Source organism: Maribacter spongiae, from assembly GCF_047345125.1.
GTDB lineage: Bacteria > Bacteroidota > Bacteroidia > Flavobacteriales > Flavobacteriaceae > Maribacter.
The window spans coordinates 1-15,967 of sequence record NZ_JBLFEQ010000006.1 but is presented as its reverse complement, the minus strand read 5'-3'; the positions used below and the strand labels follow the sequence as shown (position 1 = coordinate 15,967).

General features: G+C 33.7%; 10 protein-coding genes. 5 read left to right on the top strand and 5 right to left on the bottom strand.

Features of this window, described 5'->3' with window-relative positions; genetic code table 11:
• Positions 1-10: 10 nt before the first annotated feature.
• Both ACKWB9_RS09530 and ACKWB9_RS09525 read right to left on the bottom strand, forming a co-directional pair.
• Positions 11-1,651, bottom strand: a complete 1,641-nt coding sequence (locus tag ACKWB9_RS09530) for an ATP-binding protein (protein ID WP_414002790.1) — start codon at positions 1,649-1,651, stop codon at positions 11-13.
• Between the two features lie 314 nt (positions 1,652-1,965).
• Positions 1,966-2,115 carry a hypothetical protein gene (locus ACKWB9_RS09525; RefSeq protein ID WP_414002789.1) on the bottom strand — a complete coding sequence of 50 codons (150 nt, stop codon included), beginning with the start codon at positions 2,113-2,115 and terminating at the stop codon, positions 1,966-1,968.
• A 144-nt stretch (positions 2,116-2,259) separates the two neighbouring features.
• Between ACKWB9_RS09525 and ACKWB9_RS09520 the strand changes: the two genes are divergently transcribed.
• A complete protein-coding gene (locus ACKWB9_RS09520) occupies positions 2,260-2,985 on the top strand; it encodes a hypothetical protein (RefSeq protein WP_414002788.1) in 726 nt (241 codons plus the stop codon).
• Positions 2,986-2,993: 8 nt separating this feature from the next.
• Positions 2,994-3,590 carry a hypothetical protein gene (locus ACKWB9_RS09515; RefSeq protein ID WP_414002787.1) on the top strand — a complete coding sequence of 199 codons (597 nt, stop codon included), beginning with the start codon at positions 2,994-2,996 and terminating at the stop codon, positions 3,588-3,590.
• Between the two features lie 3 nt (positions 3,591-3,593).
• Here ACKWB9_RS09515 and ACKWB9_RS09510 read toward each other — a convergent pair whose 3' ends face one another.
• From ACKWB9_RS09510 to ACKWB9_RS09500, 3 genes are all read right to left on the bottom strand, one after another.
• A complete protein-coding gene (locus ACKWB9_RS09510) occupies positions 3,594-4,094 on the bottom strand; it encodes a FlgO family outer membrane protein (protein WP_414002786.1) in 501 nt (166 codons plus the stop codon).
• A gap of 659 nt (positions 4,095-4,753) precedes the next feature.
• A complete protein-coding gene (locus ACKWB9_RS09505) occupies positions 4,754-8,527 on the bottom strand; it encodes a caspase family protein (protein WP_414002785.1) in 3,774 nt (1,257 codons plus the stop codon).
• Between the two features lie 11 nt (positions 8,528-8,538).
• On the bottom strand, positions 8,539-10,479 hold the full coding sequence (locus ACKWB9_RS09500; RefSeq protein ID WP_414002784.1) for a caspase family protein: 1,941 nt from the start codon (positions 10,477-10,479) through the stop codon (positions 8,539-8,541).
• A gap of 72 nt (positions 10,480-10,551) precedes the next feature.
• On the opposite strand from ACKWB9_RS09500, the gene ACKWB9_RS09495 reads away from it, so the two are divergent.
• From ACKWB9_RS09495 to ACKWB9_RS09485, 3 genes are all read left to right on the top strand, one after another.
• Complete coding sequence (locus tag ACKWB9_RS09495; RefSeq protein WP_414002783.1) at positions 10,552-11,373, top strand: hypothetical protein; 822 nt, start codon at positions 10,552-10,554, stop codon at positions 11,371-11,373.
• 101 nt (positions 11,374-11,474) lie between these two features.
• Positions 11,475-14,705, top strand: coding sequence for a caspase family protein (locus ACKWB9_RS09490; protein ID WP_414002782.1), 3,231 nt, complete (start codon positions 11,475-11,477; stop codon positions 14,703-14,705).
• A gap of 138 nt (positions 14,706-14,843) precedes the next feature.
• Positions 14,844-15,752, top strand: coding sequence for a hypothetical protein (locus ACKWB9_RS09485; protein ID WP_414002781.1), 909 nt, complete (start codon positions 14,844-14,846; stop codon positions 15,750-15,752).
• The last annotated feature ends 215 nt before the right edge of the window (positions 15,753-15,967 follow it).

Below are 15,967 nucleotides of genomic sequence, written 5' to 3'. Positions count from 1 at the left end.
GATAAATAACTTAAAGCGGAATGGAGATGATCACTTTGGCTCCATGACCTTGTTTGTTTTCAAAGATAAGATCTCCACCTATGGAACGAATACGGTTTTCCGTATTCATTAAACCTTTACCATTGGACATTTTAGGACCGAAACCTATACCATTATCGCTATAAGAAATTATTAGGTCATTTTTTTTGTTTTCAAATTGTAACGAGGCCAGACTGGCTTGGGCATGCTTTTTCATGTTCACCAGTAATTCTTTGATACAACGGTGTACGATAACGCATTTATGTTCGCTTAGTTGAGACCAATAAACGGTATTTATGCCTTTAATGAGTAACGTAGTGCCGTCATCCTGATAGTTGCCGATGAGGTCATTTAGTTCATCTTTGAAATATATACCGGTTTTAATAGCCGCATTTTCGTGGGAAATCTGCCTAGTAGTTTGATAAATATTTTCTAAGCGGTTGATTAGGTCTTCATTTCCCTTGTTTTGTATTTGTACTTTGGTCATAAGCCCGAAAACGTCATTGGCAAGGCCGTCATGAAGGTCTTGACTTATACGTTTTTCCGTATTGTAAACTTCTTGGAACTTTTCTTTTTTGTGGCGTTGCCCTAAAACAAAATACAGGGAAATTCCACTTAGGAGTAAAAACCCACTGAGTGATAAAAAAATAACTTTTTGAGTCTTTTGTTCTGCTAATTGAGCTCTTTCTTCTACTCTTCGTTTTTCAAGATTTGAAAGTCTTTTTTCTGTTATATCTGAATTATATTTAATAAAAGCAAAATTAGTTTTTGCTTTAAGGTTTTCTGTTTCAATACTGTCTTTTAAAAAAATATATCTATTTTTTAAGTCAATGTCTTTAGGCAGCAAATTCAAAAGTAATTTTAAGGCAGTAACTTCTGACTTTGGTTTTCCCAACTCTTTAGAAAGTGAAATTACCGTATCTAAATATGATATGGACTTTTTAGTTTTGGCCTTTTCGTAAAACCTAGCTAAATCTATATAGCTCCCAATGAGTCCTTCCTTGTCATTTCTATCTTTTCTTATACTGACTGCTTTTAGCATATTTTTATGAAAGCCGGTCTTACCTTCCAACCAATTGGAAAAAGCATGATTATGAATAACTCGGGCATAATTCTTAGGATTTTCTATTAAGGCAGAATCAGAAAGAATTTCATTGAAAATACTAATGGCTTTGGAAAAATCACCTAATTCACTATACTCTTTAGCTAGATTATTTTTATAAGTGAGTACATCTTCATGTTCGGATGACAATTCCAAGGCCTTTAAATAGTAATCTATAGCAATCTTTTTGTTCTCAAGTTCACTATTATTTATTGCTAATTCATTATACAAGGAGGCAATGTAGTTTTTATCTCTATTTTTATCTAGGTAGGAAATAGCTTTGGTTAAAGTTTCTTTGGCCCCTATATTGTCGTTCTTTAGACGTTCAATGATAGCTGCTCTCAATAAACGTCTACCTATCCTTGAATTATCATTTATCTTACTAAACTCGTTCTTCGCAATTATATTATAATAATAAGCACTATCTAAATTCAGCGTTCTGTTTTCATGATAATATGCGATAAGGTGGTAATATTTTCCAAGATTTAAGTAGTTTTTACTTTTTGTTAATTTTTTTCCTTCTAAATACATACTGTCAAATTCAGACAATAAGAAATGTATTTTACATTTTGAGTATAATATTTTATAGTATAAGGAATCTCTTTTATATGAAGTTTTTAAAGCCTTACTAAGAAAGTGTTTTTTTTCTTGAGACGTATATATAGAACTAGCACCTTTTATTATTAGGGAATCTCTTTTATTTGTAATTAAGGTCTGTGAATTCTTAGTTTGATTACAGTTTAGGAATAATAAGAAAAATAAAAAAAGGATTTTATTCCACATTTATCTTTTATTGCAATATAAATAGAAGCATCCGTATTTCATAATACGGATGCTTCGATCTTTTAATCTTCTAGTGGGTCTTTACCACTACCTTTATTTTCATCTGAAGCAACTTCATAAATCGTTTCATCCTCCACAAGACTTTCCTTAGAGCAAGAAATAAACGAAGTGACCAACATTGTAAAAATAAAAGTGTACATTAAAGTTCTCATAATTATTTATTTTAAAATTATAAGAGCTAAATACGCTGTATTTCAGAAACTTACATTGACAAGTCGATGCGTGTTGTTTCATGTCCGTGCATGTATATATTGATTGGATGAAATTGTTTATAGGTTTTGTTTATTTTTGAGCTTATGGCATTTTATAAGCTTAACAAGAAGTATTTGCCCACTTTTATATATTTGATGGACTGCATCCAGGAAAAGGATATAGAAGTGGATTATGGGGAGGTTGCCGATTTCGAAACCAAGAAAAAGGACAAGGCGCATAAGATATCCATAGATAGGGCATTTAAATTGCGGACAGCGTTAAAAGAAGGATGGGACAAAAAACCGGGACTTCCTTTAAAACCTACTTTAAATATTCTGGCGGCCTATTATGAAGAAAACGATGATTTCTCGTTTTTAAAATTTCATTTCAAATATGAAGGTGAAATTCAGGAATATTTTAAGGAAAAAGCTCCGGATAATATCTTGACGGATAAATTATTTCCTAAAAGAGCACAGAAAATACATCATTTAGAGACACAACTGGAAACTACCGAATTTTATGCCAATGAGGTGGAAGCAAAGGGTATGGCCGAGTTTGTCAAGAATTTAGAGATACGATTCAATAATTTTAGAGGAGAGGTAGAGAACGAATTAAAATTAAAGACCGACTTTATTCTTCATCTTAAAGACCGGATCGACGAATTGGAATCTACTTTGGCCCAGGCGGATTTTATGAACAATAAACTGGGTGCCATAGGTCTGTTTTTTGTTTCCATAGATTATGGATTGGTTACTAAAGAATCCTTGATAGAAGGTTTTATGGATGATTTTGATGGAGTAGGGGATGATTTTTTGGATGATTTGGTTTAATTGACAAAATGGATTTAAAAAAAGAGCAAATACTAAAGAGCAAGCTGGGCTTGATCTTAAAAATATTGTTAATAGCCGTAGCAATTTTTAAACTGGCCGATTTAGTTTGGGACGATAAAGAGAAATTTTTCACTGGCAGCGACAAGGAAAATGAAGACATTGCTGTTATTGATTCCGTTGTCGATAAAAACGACGAGACCAAGGTAAAGGAGGTGATGAAACCTTTGGCGAATGCCGCAAGCATTTACATATTTGGAGCTAACGGATTGGATAGGGAAACAGGCCGACGTATCGGAGCCGTCTTTTTTAACGATTATAAGTTGATGGGGACGCCCCCAGATTATGTAAGGGAAGATTTGCTCTTGGGAAATCTAAGTTCCTCTGCAAATACAGAATTGGTCTGTGTGGGTACGGTAAGTTACTCTTATTGGAGAAATTCAAAAAATGATACGACTTGCAACTTGGATATTTATTTTGACACCTTTAATAAAAATACAGGAGAGAAAGTAAAGCATCTTTCAAAATCAATATTCAAAAAAGGCGTTGGTATCGGTAATGATAAAAACGGGGCCAGACAAATGGCGTTACAAAGAGTGCAACCTTAAAATTTATAGTTTTCCTAAAAGTTTGGCAATGTTTTCGTCCATTGATAGTGTACCTATAGTACCGGCAAACTGTAATGCGGTCTCTGTATCCAAGACTTTTGCACGTACCTTTATTTCGGAATCAAAAATAGTATATGTGCCAATGACCAAAGCATCCGCAGCTAAAATTTTCCCTAGACGTTTTGTGGTTTTTTCATCTATGTAGCCTTCGGTATTCAAACGATGTTCTTTTAGGACAATGTTTAAATGTGTGCGGTCTATCATTGCAAAATTTTCGGCATGGTTTGCCAAATAAATTGCAAAATCTTCAGTCAAATAATTTCCAAAATGGGTTTGCTCATTTTTTTCGGAGAAAAATCCCCATACCGCTATTTTGGTTTTTTTTCCAACGTCTATCCGTTGGGCAAGTTCTTCGGCCAAACCTTTTAATTCATCATCAAAATCTTGAGCTTGAAGAACCATAGGAAGTGTTATGAGTAAGTATAAAAGTGCTTTGATTTTCATAGTGGTAAATAAGATTGGTCGAGTACAAAGTCTATTTTTCCAATTGATGCGATGCCTCATCCCAAATCGTAGTATATGTGATAGGGTGTTTCAATTTAATTTTATCCTAAGTTAATGCAAATGTGGTGATAAAACGTAAGCCGAAAGATAAATAAAGGTTTTTGGCCAAACAACAAAAAGCAACATAATGAACATTGATCGGTACTTGATTTAATATAAATGTACTGACCATTGGGGTGTATTCACATGGATTAGTATCTACAGAAGCCTGCTGTTTATAGCTTGTTTTCCAAATCAGTTATATAATAAATAAGCCCTCCGAAACTTGAACGAGCGATAATAAAGGAGGGTGAAGGTGGAGCCGGAGACGGCCGTGCGTTAAGAAAATATCCTGTGGATATTTTTAGCAAAGGAGTGAGCCAATGTGTTGGCCTTCGACGACCGTAGGCGAAACCGACGGGAGGTTCATGAATTCCTTTAAAAGCGATGTAAATCAATGAATTAAACGAAAAACACCACCTAAAGGTGGTGTTTAGAGTGGAGCCGGAGGGACTAGAACCTACCGCTGAAATGCCCAATAAATATATACTTTGCGGCTATTCAAATTTTTATGCTCACCGAATAGGTGACTTTCTACAATAACATTAACAAAGAAAGCGCTACTTTTCTACTAATGCTACAATATTTTCAATTAACTCTTCTTTGTTTTTTGCTTTCAGCTCAAATGATTTTAGGCTTTCCCCGCATCGGATTTTCAATAGGACGGAAATGTCGTTCTCTCTCATAGTGTAGCCCCCGCTAATTTTACAAGCGTTCGGGAATTTTGCAGAATCAAAGTAAACAAGAGGCGAACTTTTTCCTTTATTCGAAACTAAGGATAGCTGCTGATTCAGTAATTCGGATAGGCCAAGATTATCTTCAAAATCTTCTGCATTGACTAAAGTTGACCGTACAAACACTGTTTTGGCACTTGCTAAAGGAATTGCTTTTTTATCGATATCCTTGAGCATTCCAATATCGAAAGACCCTCCTTTTGGAACTAATAATTGCGGTTCTTGGATGCCTCCGATTCCCTCAGCTAATTTTGGTACTGTTTCTCTCGCATAATCCATAATGGTAAATATATCGATATACTTATCTTCTTTCAGAGCGGCCCCTTTAATGCCTTGTAGAACAGAATACGTGAGAAGCCCCTGCCCGTAAACACTTGCCTCATAGCTAACCGCATCTGCGGTACATCCGGAAATAATATACATTCCCGTACGATCTTTCATTCTATCGATAGCTTTTATTTGGGAGGGTTCAACATCACGTTCTGCAATGAGGTTATCGACCGCTTTCCCAGAACCGCAGGCATCGATTATCATTACTTGTTTTAACGCCGGAATATCTTTTAACCATTGTACCCATTCTGAGGTTGAAATCGAAGTATTCTCTCTAATAATAGGGTCATTATAAGCATCGCTACTTGTAGCCGTCGCATCGGATGTGAGAAAATAGAAATCTCCTCGTTCTCCTCCCCATGTTATCCCATGACCACTTAAATAAATCACAATTATATCTTCCGCCTTGGCATCAGCGCTTATGTTTTCAAAGATATTTTTTATGTTTCTTTTGCTGGGTAATTTATCTCCTGAAGAAGTAATCTTATAGATATGGGTTTTTTCTTTACTGAACAGATTTTCCGCACCCAATTGCATAGCCTTAGATATGGCCTCAGCATCATTTACGGTATATTTTAATTTTAGTTGGTCGTTTGCATAGTCACCAACGCCTATTACAACTCCAAAAAATTGGGGTTGTTTCAAGACCTTTTTTCTTACTATTATTTTTGCTTTAATACCTTTACCTTGTACAAAACCATCTTCTGATGAAGCTTTGACCGTAATCTCATTTTTTCCATCTCGGAAATAGGGATGTTCTTTTATGGATACATTGAAGGTTTGCTCATTTAAAGTATAATCCATATTAGTTGGTCGTACATCATTGATAGCCTCTTTACCATTAATAAATAGAGCTACTTTGCCATAACCACCCTCCCTTTTTTTGAGATGTATTGTGACATTATCTCTCGTAATATCTTCAATTTCTATCTCAGGTTGAAGCTTAAGTTCGCTCATATTTCGAACATCCGGTAGTTTCTCTCCTTTCATGACCTTCTCCCACAACCCCGGAAGCCAGTACCTGTCCTTTAACTGTTCAAATTCAATGATTTCTAGACCTTTGGTCCAATACATTAATTCCATCGCCTCATCCGACGCATTAAATAATCCAGATGGGTGAAGGTTTACCCAAATTTTTTTGTTATCATTTAAGACGATTTTTTGTATCATCAGACCACCGTCGAAAGCGTTCCAAATGATACAACTACCATCGTTAGAAGCTGTTAAAATATATTTATCGTCTATAGAAAACTCAGCCGAAGCTATATCATCGCTATGTCCTTCAAGATTATATAAGAATTCTCCATTGTCTTTCCATACTTTAATCATCCCACCCTCCGCTATTGACATAATTTTTGAACCATCATGTGAGTACTTAGCATTTACAACATTTTCGGTATGCCCTTCTAAAGTTTCAATTAAATTACCAGATTTAGTTTCCCATAATTTTGAAGTATTGTCATCAGAAGTTGTCAAGATTTGTTTGCCATTTGGAGAGAAAATTGCTGAACGAGAATAATAATCACCACGAGCATCTATCTCTCGAACTACCTCACTTGATTTAACGCTCCATATTTTTAGGGGATAACGAAATGATGAAGTCAAAATAAAATCATTAGTTTTTGAGAAACTAACTGAGGTCGTCTCATCAAAGTTGGGATATATATAATTATCCTTCTGCTTATTTAGTAACTCCCCAGTCGAAGTATCCAAAATAGCTAACTTTTTATCTCCTAAAGCAATATATTGCCCGTTAGATGAAAAATCAATACGATTAAATTTTTTAGGAAAATCGGCATAAATATCATCTCTTTCATAAATCAACTGGCCAGACGATGTGTCCCAAAGTTTTATGCCGTCATAGTTTGAGGCAGTTATCAGTTTATTTCCGTCATACGAGTACCTGGCTGAGTTTATAGCTTTAGGACCTCTGTCTATAAGTTTTAGCTCATTAGTTTCATAATTCCAAATCCTTACTAAGCCATCATTGTAACCAACAAGAATTTCAGGTGCTGTAGGAGATTTTTCCAATACATTAATTCCTATCTCGTTATCAAGGACTTTTTCCACTTTACCGGTTTTAAAGTTCCAAAGACTTATTTCTCCATTTAAAGAACTTTCAGAATGCATGATAATATATTCATCACCCTTAGAAAACGTGACTTTTTGATTCGTTGTCACTTTTGATGAAAGGTCAACTGGCTCTTCGGATTCTAAATTGAATATTCTACATAATCCATTATCGTATGAGCTAAGAATTCTTTTACCATCATTCGAGAATGTTGCACTACTGAAGGGAGTTGACGATAAGTTTTGCCATGTATCCCGTTCCCTCCCAGTATCAATATGCCATATCGATATTTTGTCAGAACTACTAGTCAAAACAAATTTGTAATCAGGAGAGAATACGGCTGAATTAAGAACATGAATGCCAGAACTAAAATACTTAATAGGCAGCACTCTTTCAATATCCCAGAGTCTAGCCCCATCATACGAAGCGGTCAAAAAATAGTTACCATCATTAGAAAAAACTGCGGTTTCTACATGATCTTCATGCAAATAGGTCATCAATAGATTACCATTCGTTGCATCCCACAATTTGGATGTTGAATCCCAAGAAGATGTCAGCAAAAGCTTTCCATTTGGGGAAAATTCTACTGATCTCACCCATTTTATGTGACCAAATTTCTTAATCAATTTACGGGTATTGAAATCCCAAAGGACAACACTTCCATCCTTAGCTGCAGAAACTAGCCTATCTCCGTTAGGTGAGAATTTTGCTGAAGTGACAAAACTAGTATGACCTTCATCTAAGGAAAATAATAGCTCTCTAGAATCCAAATCCCAAACTTTAGCAGTAAAATCATTTGACGCAGTGATAACAAACTTTTCGTTAGGCGAAAAATTTACAGAATTGACGGCATTTTCATGCCCTATCATCGTCCAAATTAAAGCTCCTGTTTTGGTATCCCAAAGTTTAGCGGTATTATCCCAAGAACAGGTTAGGATTTTATCACCATTTTGAGAAAATTTGGCAGACTTTACAAAATTCGAATGTCCATTTAAAGAATGTAATAAGTATCCAGATTCCGAGCTCCATATTTTTGCAGTATTGTCCCAAGAAGATGTTAAAACCAATTTGTCATCTGGAGAAAATGATACAGAACTAATCTTGTTATTGTGTCCCATAGGCACGCCTAATTTAACCTTTTGAGAAAAATTCCCTTGGACGAAAAAGAATAGGGAAATGATCAAAGTACAGAATCTCATTAAATTAGGGATTAGTTTCTTTTAATTTCAATTAACTTGTCGACAACCGCCCACCCATTTATATCATATTTTCCACTTTTTCTAGGTTTTACGTTTTTGCTATTGCCGTCATAACAACCTAGCGTTAGATAATTGAGATTAATTTCTCCTTCCACTGAGGCTATGACTTTTATTATTTCTGTGGTTTTATTAACACCTGGGTTCAAAGCTGTTTCCAATTCAAGGGTTACGGATTCTTTGGGAGCTAAAAGTTCAATTCCGTTTGGAAAATCTGCCATACAAAGACTTTGAACTTCTGGAGTGTCAACAATATCTAAAATGTGAATGAAAATATGTTTGTCACTCTTGTTTGTTATTACCAAATTGAATGATTGGCCTACACCAAAAGTATTTTCTACATTACTCAAAAGATCAATTAAACCTTTCGAACCCTCATTTACAATTTCTGATTCAAGATTAACCTCTATTTGCAATTGAGATTCTGGATTTTTGATTTCTATTGCAGCGAACCAACTGGCCCATTCCTCTATATAATTTAATAAATTTTCATGCGAAGTATCGGCAGAAAATTTCCTTTTCGATTGCTCTACATTATTACCCAAGTAAAAGTCAAACCCTTCTATTGATTTTCTGATTATCAAATCTGCATTCTCCGGCATTTCACTTAATGAAGCGAAATCTAAATGGTCAATTGCATTAATCAGTTTTCGATCATCTGTCCAGTTGCCAGCACAGTATACTTTTAGATTAATTCCTTCGAAGCTATGACTGGTTTCTATAGCTTTAGAATTGATTGCCGAAATGGAGTGTTTACCCATAATATTAGCCTCACTATGGTCGGAGTAAACTTTAGTCAATTTTATTTTCCCTAAGGTTTTTTTGTAGGTCGAACGCAAATCTTCTTGAGGGGAATAGATTTCAAATTCAGACCCCTTTGTTGCTCCAGCAATACCTCCAATATTTAATTCAATCTTATTGCCATCAATAGAAGTAACCCGAGCATGTTTTACTGGTGTTAAATCTCTAACTCCAAATACTTCTTTATTCGTTTCTGTTCCATAAAGCTCAGGATATTGAAACGGATATCGTGTTTTTACATTAGTTCTTATGCTTCCAACAATATCTTCATAGGAAAAAAGCTCCTTGTTTTTTGACAGTTCTTCCGTCAAGAAGTAGGTGAAAGCACCAACCATTGAACCATTAGGGGCTTTCATTTCATATGCGAATTGATTCGATTTACAGGCAGTAAAAAAGGCAAACTTCGTATCTGAAGATCTTAAATTTCTGGTTTCGACAGCAAATTTCTTCACATTGTCAAAATGCCTTGGTTTCGCTTCAATTCTTCTCACTGAACCCAATGACTTTGAAGCACCCGCCGAATTACAGGCGTCAAGAATAAAGGTCACGTTATCAGTTATTTGAGAAAGTCTTAATAGTACACCATTAATTTCATCATCAAGGATTCCTTTAAAGGGTTTGTTTGGACTATCCTCAAAATCATGAGCAACCAAAATTTCCTCTAATTTATCAATTTCATTTGCAGATTCTACTGAAAGATTCTGTATTTGAGCACCATGACCACTATAAAAGAAAACGACTACATCGTTTTCTTTTACTTTATCGAGAAGGTGGTCTTCGAAACTGTCAATAATACTATCTCTTTTCGCATTTTCATTAAGTAGCTTCTTGATATTCTTTTCATTAAACCCAAATTTATTAATGAGTAAATTTTCCATTAGGATAATATCATTTTCACAACCTTTTAAATCTGTCGCATATTCATACTTGTTAATTCCTACAAGTAATGCATATTTTTTTGGGTTTTCGATTTCGCTTTGGACGATATTATCCAAATTGCTATTACTGGCTAAGTCTAATTTTTCGGTCGAACTTTTGCAGGAATACAGAAAAAATAAGAGAGATATAAAAATTGAAAAGTTAATGATCTTCATGTGCTACATTTAATTATAATATGTTAAATTTAGTCAGAAATTTGTTATTATAATAATCAAAATCAACCAACTATGAAAGAATTTACTCTTATTCTATTATCTGTATCATTACTTATTTGTTCCTGTAAAAAGGAAGAATACACATTTGAATTTGAAGAAATAGAATCAAACGAAGCTGATTGGGTTGCTCAAGACACCATTAATACTAAATTTTTTCGAGGACAAACATGGAAACAGTGGAGAGGGACTTTCAAAGATTGCATGCAATCCAAATGGATTAAAAAGCCATTTTATTTTGGACCATCGAACACTGTAGGTTTAGGTTCAATTAGTTCAAAAAATTATAAAAATTTAATTTGGACGTTTGATAGAGTATTTTCAGAAGAAGAAAAAAAGAAAATAATCCAATTAGGAACATCCGCCTCTTGCGAAATCAAGAGAAAAATTGAATTGGACTTAGAAACCACCCTTGAAGGTGAACTAAAAGAACAAGGGTCTGCCAATATAAATTTTGCTCTGGATAACGCCAAATCTACTACTACAAGTATTGATGGCTTTCAGGTCGATAACTTGATAGAAGGTGAATTAAGAATAGCTTTGAGAAATAGCGAAGACGAAAGAAAGAAAGAATATTTAAAGGATTTAACAACGGGAAATAATGTTCTTTTGAACCGTGTGGTAAGGGTTAGTGGATTTACCTCAGAAATTGAATTGAACAATGAAATGTCTGCAGATTTGGAAGCTGAATTGGCAAATAATCCAGAATTGGAATTGGGGGATGCAGGTGTTAAAGTAAAGTTTTCAAAAAAGAACGAAACAACCATAATAGTTAAATCTTTGGGTAATTTTGTTGTATTTGGGAAATTCGTCAAAGGGAAAAAAGTACAACTTTAATCACTTTAAACTTCTCTATGTTCGATTTAATGTTAATCCTTGATAGGTATATTGTTACTTCTTTGTTCTGTTTTATATGGTCCACTTGTGTTTCTCAAGAAATGCGAACCGTAATACAAAGCGGTCATCAATCAAGAGTTGATTTGATTGAATTTCATCCTACAAAAAATCAACTAATTTCGTTGGGGGAAAACTTAAAGATATGGGATGTTGATAGTGGATTGCTATTAAAGTCCTTTAAATCGGTAGGGTATGATCTTAAAACTTTTGCAATAAGTAAAGATGGAAAGTTCATCGTTGCAGGAGGGGCGGACAATATGTTACATTGTTTTAACTTATTAGATGATAGTTATTTTGCAATAAGGCACAACGTAAACAATATTCCTTTAAATTATATTACTTCAGTAGAATTTATTGATAGGGAAATTGTTGTATCAGGACATGTAAGTGGACAAATCTCGCTCTTCGATCTCACTCAGAAAAAGAAAATGAAGACCTTAAGCGCTCATAGTAAATCTGCTGGTTTGAGTGGGTTTTCTAAAACTGTAACAGGTCTTGCTTTTATTGAAAACGACAAGATAATATTATCTTCATCACTTGCCGGAGACATTAAGCTGTTCGATACCAAAACACTAGTTGAAATTGACTTTAAGGACTTACATAGTAAAGGAATCTTAGGAACTGATATTAGTGCCATGAACACCAAATTTTTAACGTTTACAAGCGACTCCATCTCAATTGGAAGTTTACAGTCTCATGAGAGGATTAGTATGTTTCAAAACCCTTTTGGAAATTCTACACTATCATCGGTTAAATTCGATGCAACAAATGAAAATTATATCTATTTAGCTGATTACGATGGAAACTTCGGAAAGTTGAGAAGAACCAATACTGGTTATATTTTAGAAAAAGCAATAAAACGATCATCTCCAGTATTATCAATTTTCAGTTCGTCTAATAACAATTTAGTAGCGACAGGTCACTTAGATTATATTCCAAGGCTTTTGAACGATAAATTCGATGTAGTCTCGGAATTTCGTGGTCTGAATGTACCATATAAAAGTTCGGATATTTCTCGGGACGGAAAAACTCTTGTAATTGGAGGTGGGGACAGCTCCAAAAGAAACGGTTTTTTAAAAGCGGTTTCTTTAGATAAAGGTGAATTGGATTGGAATCTAACCTCCAATCAAGAAATCAATCATGTTTATTATCTTGAAGATAGCACCTTTGCGCTCGGGATTGAAGGAAAAAAAATAACCATTTTTGATTTAGAAACTAAAAAGCGAAAAGCGGTTTCAAAATCAACTTATGACTACATTGTCAAATCGTATTCAGGGTCTTATCTAGCAGCCAATAATCTTGGTGATGGTTTAATTGAGTTATTTTCGACCGCTGATTTACTCAAGGGCAACATCGAAAGTTTTGAAAAACTTCCATATAGGCCAAGTGAATGGTATGGGTTTTTTACTGCTAGTATTGATAGAAAAGATGAAACTATATTTTTTGTATCTAACAAAATCGAATCATGGAATATAGATACAGGGAGAAAATTGACAAATAGATTTCCACCACTAAATAGGGTGGCTACTACTGCTATTACACATCCAACTAAAGACATTTTGATATTAGGAAATAGTCAAGGAGAACTTCAATTATGGAACTATGGCACCTTTGAATTATTAGATACTACGACCATACCTACGAGGAGTAGGTTTACCAAATTTGAATTTGACAATGAAGGCAATCTGTTAACTGCTTCTGTGGATAAGGTCATTAGGAAATGGAAAATTAGTGATGCAACTAAACTTGAACTATTGGGGGTACATTCCAATAACAACTTGGTATTTGATATGAGTCGAACAAGTTCCGGCTTCGTGGCAACTGCAACTAACCAAGTTGAATTTTTTAAGGGCTTATCCGAGGAACCATACATTTCTTTCCTAAGTCCTCATAATACCTCAGATTATATTTTTTTTGATTCAAAAAACAGATATAAAGCTAGTAAATCTGCTACTGATAACTTAATAGCATTCAATTATGAAAATTCGGCAGTACCCATTGAGTATTTTGATAACACTTTAAATAGGCCTGATATAATCTTGGCAGAAATAAGCAAAGACAAAAATTTAGTAGATGAATATGAAAAAATTGTTCAAGCTAGAAAAGCAATCAATGGTAATAATCAAAGTGTTCTTGGAGTAAAGAAGTCAAATTTTGTTACTACAATTTCAAATTTTTCTCCTGTTACCAATAAATCCTATGCTGATATTTATTTAAAATCATTCGATGAAGACATACGTAAAATTATCATCAATGTTAAGGGAGTACCTTATCCTACAGGTGAGGGAATAAAGGTTAAACCTTTTTCATTAATTGATACTGTTTTAAGTATTCCTTTATCACTAGGGATTAATGATATTCTCATAAATAGCGTAGACAAGAACAACTTAACATCAATACCAAAGCTATATAAGATTAATAGGGTTTTTCAAACAGAGGAGAATAAACCCAAAGTATTCGTTTTGGCCATTGGTGTATCAGATTATCTGGATTCTTCATTAAATCTTAAATACGCAAAAAAAGATGCCCAAGATATAATGAATTTCATGGTTAATAAGTCTGGTTTGGAAATTGCTGATACGCTATTACTGTTGAATCAGAAGTTCAACCGTAAAAATCTTGATAAGATTAAACTGTGGTCAGAAAAGGCTAAAATAGAGGATGTTCTAATCGCCTTTTATTCCGGTCATGGGGCGATTAAAAATGGAAACTACTATTTGACCACCAACTTGACTAAAAAAGATAATATAGAGGATTCCTCGATTAATTATAGTCGTTTAACCAGTCTTTTTGACCAAATAGGGTTACGAAATCGACTTTTTTTGATTGATGCATGTTATTCAGGGGAATATTATGGTAATAAATTTAACTCTGGAGCTGAATTTTTAAATGAAGAGCTGAAGCCTAATGTCATAATCTCGGCAAGACCAAAACCTATAATTCCCATAGCCAAAAGTGAAAACCGCTATTTTGATTTAGCAAAAACATACTTTAATGAATACAGAAGTGATTTTGGTATTAATGTAATATCTTCTTCGAAAGGAGTCGAATTTTCTTATGAAGACAATAATTGGAAAAATGGGCTTTTTACGTATGGATTGCTGGAAATATTGCAGAACCAAGAAAAGTACTTTCCAAATCAAACAGGAATAAAAGTTTCTAGTCTTTCAAAACAAGTTGGTGAGTTGGTAAGTAATTTGTCTAAAGGACTTCAAAATCCTGGCTCTAGATCTGTAAATATTAGAAACGATTTTACTTTGAGAATTAAATGAAAAAAAGTTAAAAGCTCATTATTCTTTGTTTTTGAATAACAATTATTTCGGATTTAATTATTATTCAATAGTTATGATAATCAAGAAAACGAATTCGCGAGGTTACTTATATTTTATATGGTTAATTAAAACTTAATTATGAGAAAAAAGCTGACATTTTTTATATGCTTGTCCCTATTTTATGTACAGGTGAACGCCCAAAATGAAGATGTTGTTAATAGGGGTTTGACTAAGTTTGAAAAACTTAGAGATTCTATTTTTCCCACAACTAAAAGTCCATTTGCCAAAAGTATTGAAGAACAATATATTTATGATAGAATGGTATATGAAAATTATCTCGATAATGTGATAAAAAGAAATCAAAAAAAGGGTTTAGAATATAGTTATAGAGAGAATGTCTTCTATGACGATATTGAAGATGCTGATTATAGAACTTCGGAGGAGATTGCCTTAAGAGAACTTGATTATTTCACATTACCGATTAAATTGAAGAGTGGTGATTCAGTAATTGTGAATTTTGGCAGAACTAAGGATTTTGTCACTTCATATCAAAAAGTGATAAATTTAGTCATAACATCTTTGACCGAAGTTCTGAATAATGCTAATGAAAATCTTTTGAACGATTCAATACCCCCTATTAAACAAATCTATATTAGTGCCAGTAGTAACGGGAAGCATTCAAAATATAGTAATCATTATAAGAAGGAGGCTATCGATATAAGTAGAATTAACGGTCAAATGATAGCATATCATCAATTTTCTTATAAAGTGAAAGAAGAATTGAAAGACTATATAGAAGGGTTAAATTATAATGACTATGAGGATAAATATTATCTTTTTATAGAAGGCACGCCCTACAATTTGGATGAGATATTTTTATGGGACAGACTTAAAATACTTCAAGAGGCAATACTTAACAACAAGCATACTAGGGAAAACTACGGACCATACTTAAATACTAAATACGATAAAAATTCGGAAAAATTGATAGAATATGATTATGTCATTCCTGGTCATCATAATCACATTCATTATTCAGTAAGGTGACAAAACAACTGTTTTAGTTTATTTTTTAATGAATGATTATAAATAATCATTACACTCATAAAACTCAATTGTCCATGATTACCTTGAGTATAAATTAACCCGTTGTGCATTTTGATTGAGATATAAAAAGTTGTGCAAACTGCTCAATGGCAGTAAATTGTAATAACGACAAAACAATTAAGATGCACAACTTTGATGAAATTTACGAAAGAATA

What these genes read in the sequence shown, in the direction of transcription:
- ACKWB9_RS09530 (WP_414002790.1), bottom strand. Translation starts at nt 1,651, where the DNA reads ATGTATTTAGAAGGAAAAAAATTAACAAAAAGTAAAAACTACTTAAAT.
- ACKWB9_RS09525 (WP_414002789.1), bottom strand. Translation starts at nt 2,115, where the DNA reads ATGAGAACTTTAATGTACACTTTTATTTTTACAATGTTGGTCACTTCG.
- ACKWB9_RS09520 (WP_414002788.1), top strand. Translation starts at nt 2,260, where the DNA reads ATGGCATTTTATAAGCTTAACAAGAAGTATTTGCCCACTTTTATATAT.
- ACKWB9_RS09515 (WP_414002787.1), top strand. Translation starts at nt 2,994, where the DNA reads ATGGATTTAAAAAAAGAGCAAATACTAAAGAGCAAGCTGGGCTTGATC.
- ACKWB9_RS09510 (WP_414002786.1), bottom strand. Translation starts at nt 4,094, where the DNA reads ATGAAAATCAAAGCACTTTTATACTTACTCATAACACTTCCTATGGTT.
- ACKWB9_RS09505 (WP_414002785.1), bottom strand. Translation starts at nt 8,527, where the DNA reads ATGAGATTCTGTACTTTGATCATTTCCCTATTCTTTTTCGTCCAAGGG.
- ACKWB9_RS09500 (WP_414002784.1), bottom strand. Translation starts at nt 10,479, where the DNA reads ATGAAGATCATTAACTTTTCAATTTTTATATCTCTCTTATTTTTTCTG.
- ACKWB9_RS09495 (WP_414002783.1), top strand. Translation starts at nt 10,552, where the DNA reads ATGAAAGAATTTACTCTTATTCTATTATCTGTATCATTACTTATTTGT.
- ACKWB9_RS09490 (WP_414002782.1), top strand. Translation starts at nt 11,475, where the DNA reads ATGCGAACCGTAATACAAAGCGGTCATCAATCAAGAGTTGATTTGATT.
- ACKWB9_RS09485 (WP_414002781.1), top strand. Translation starts at nt 14,844, where the DNA reads ATGAGAAAAAAGCTGACATTTTTTATATGCTTGTCCCTATTTTATGTA.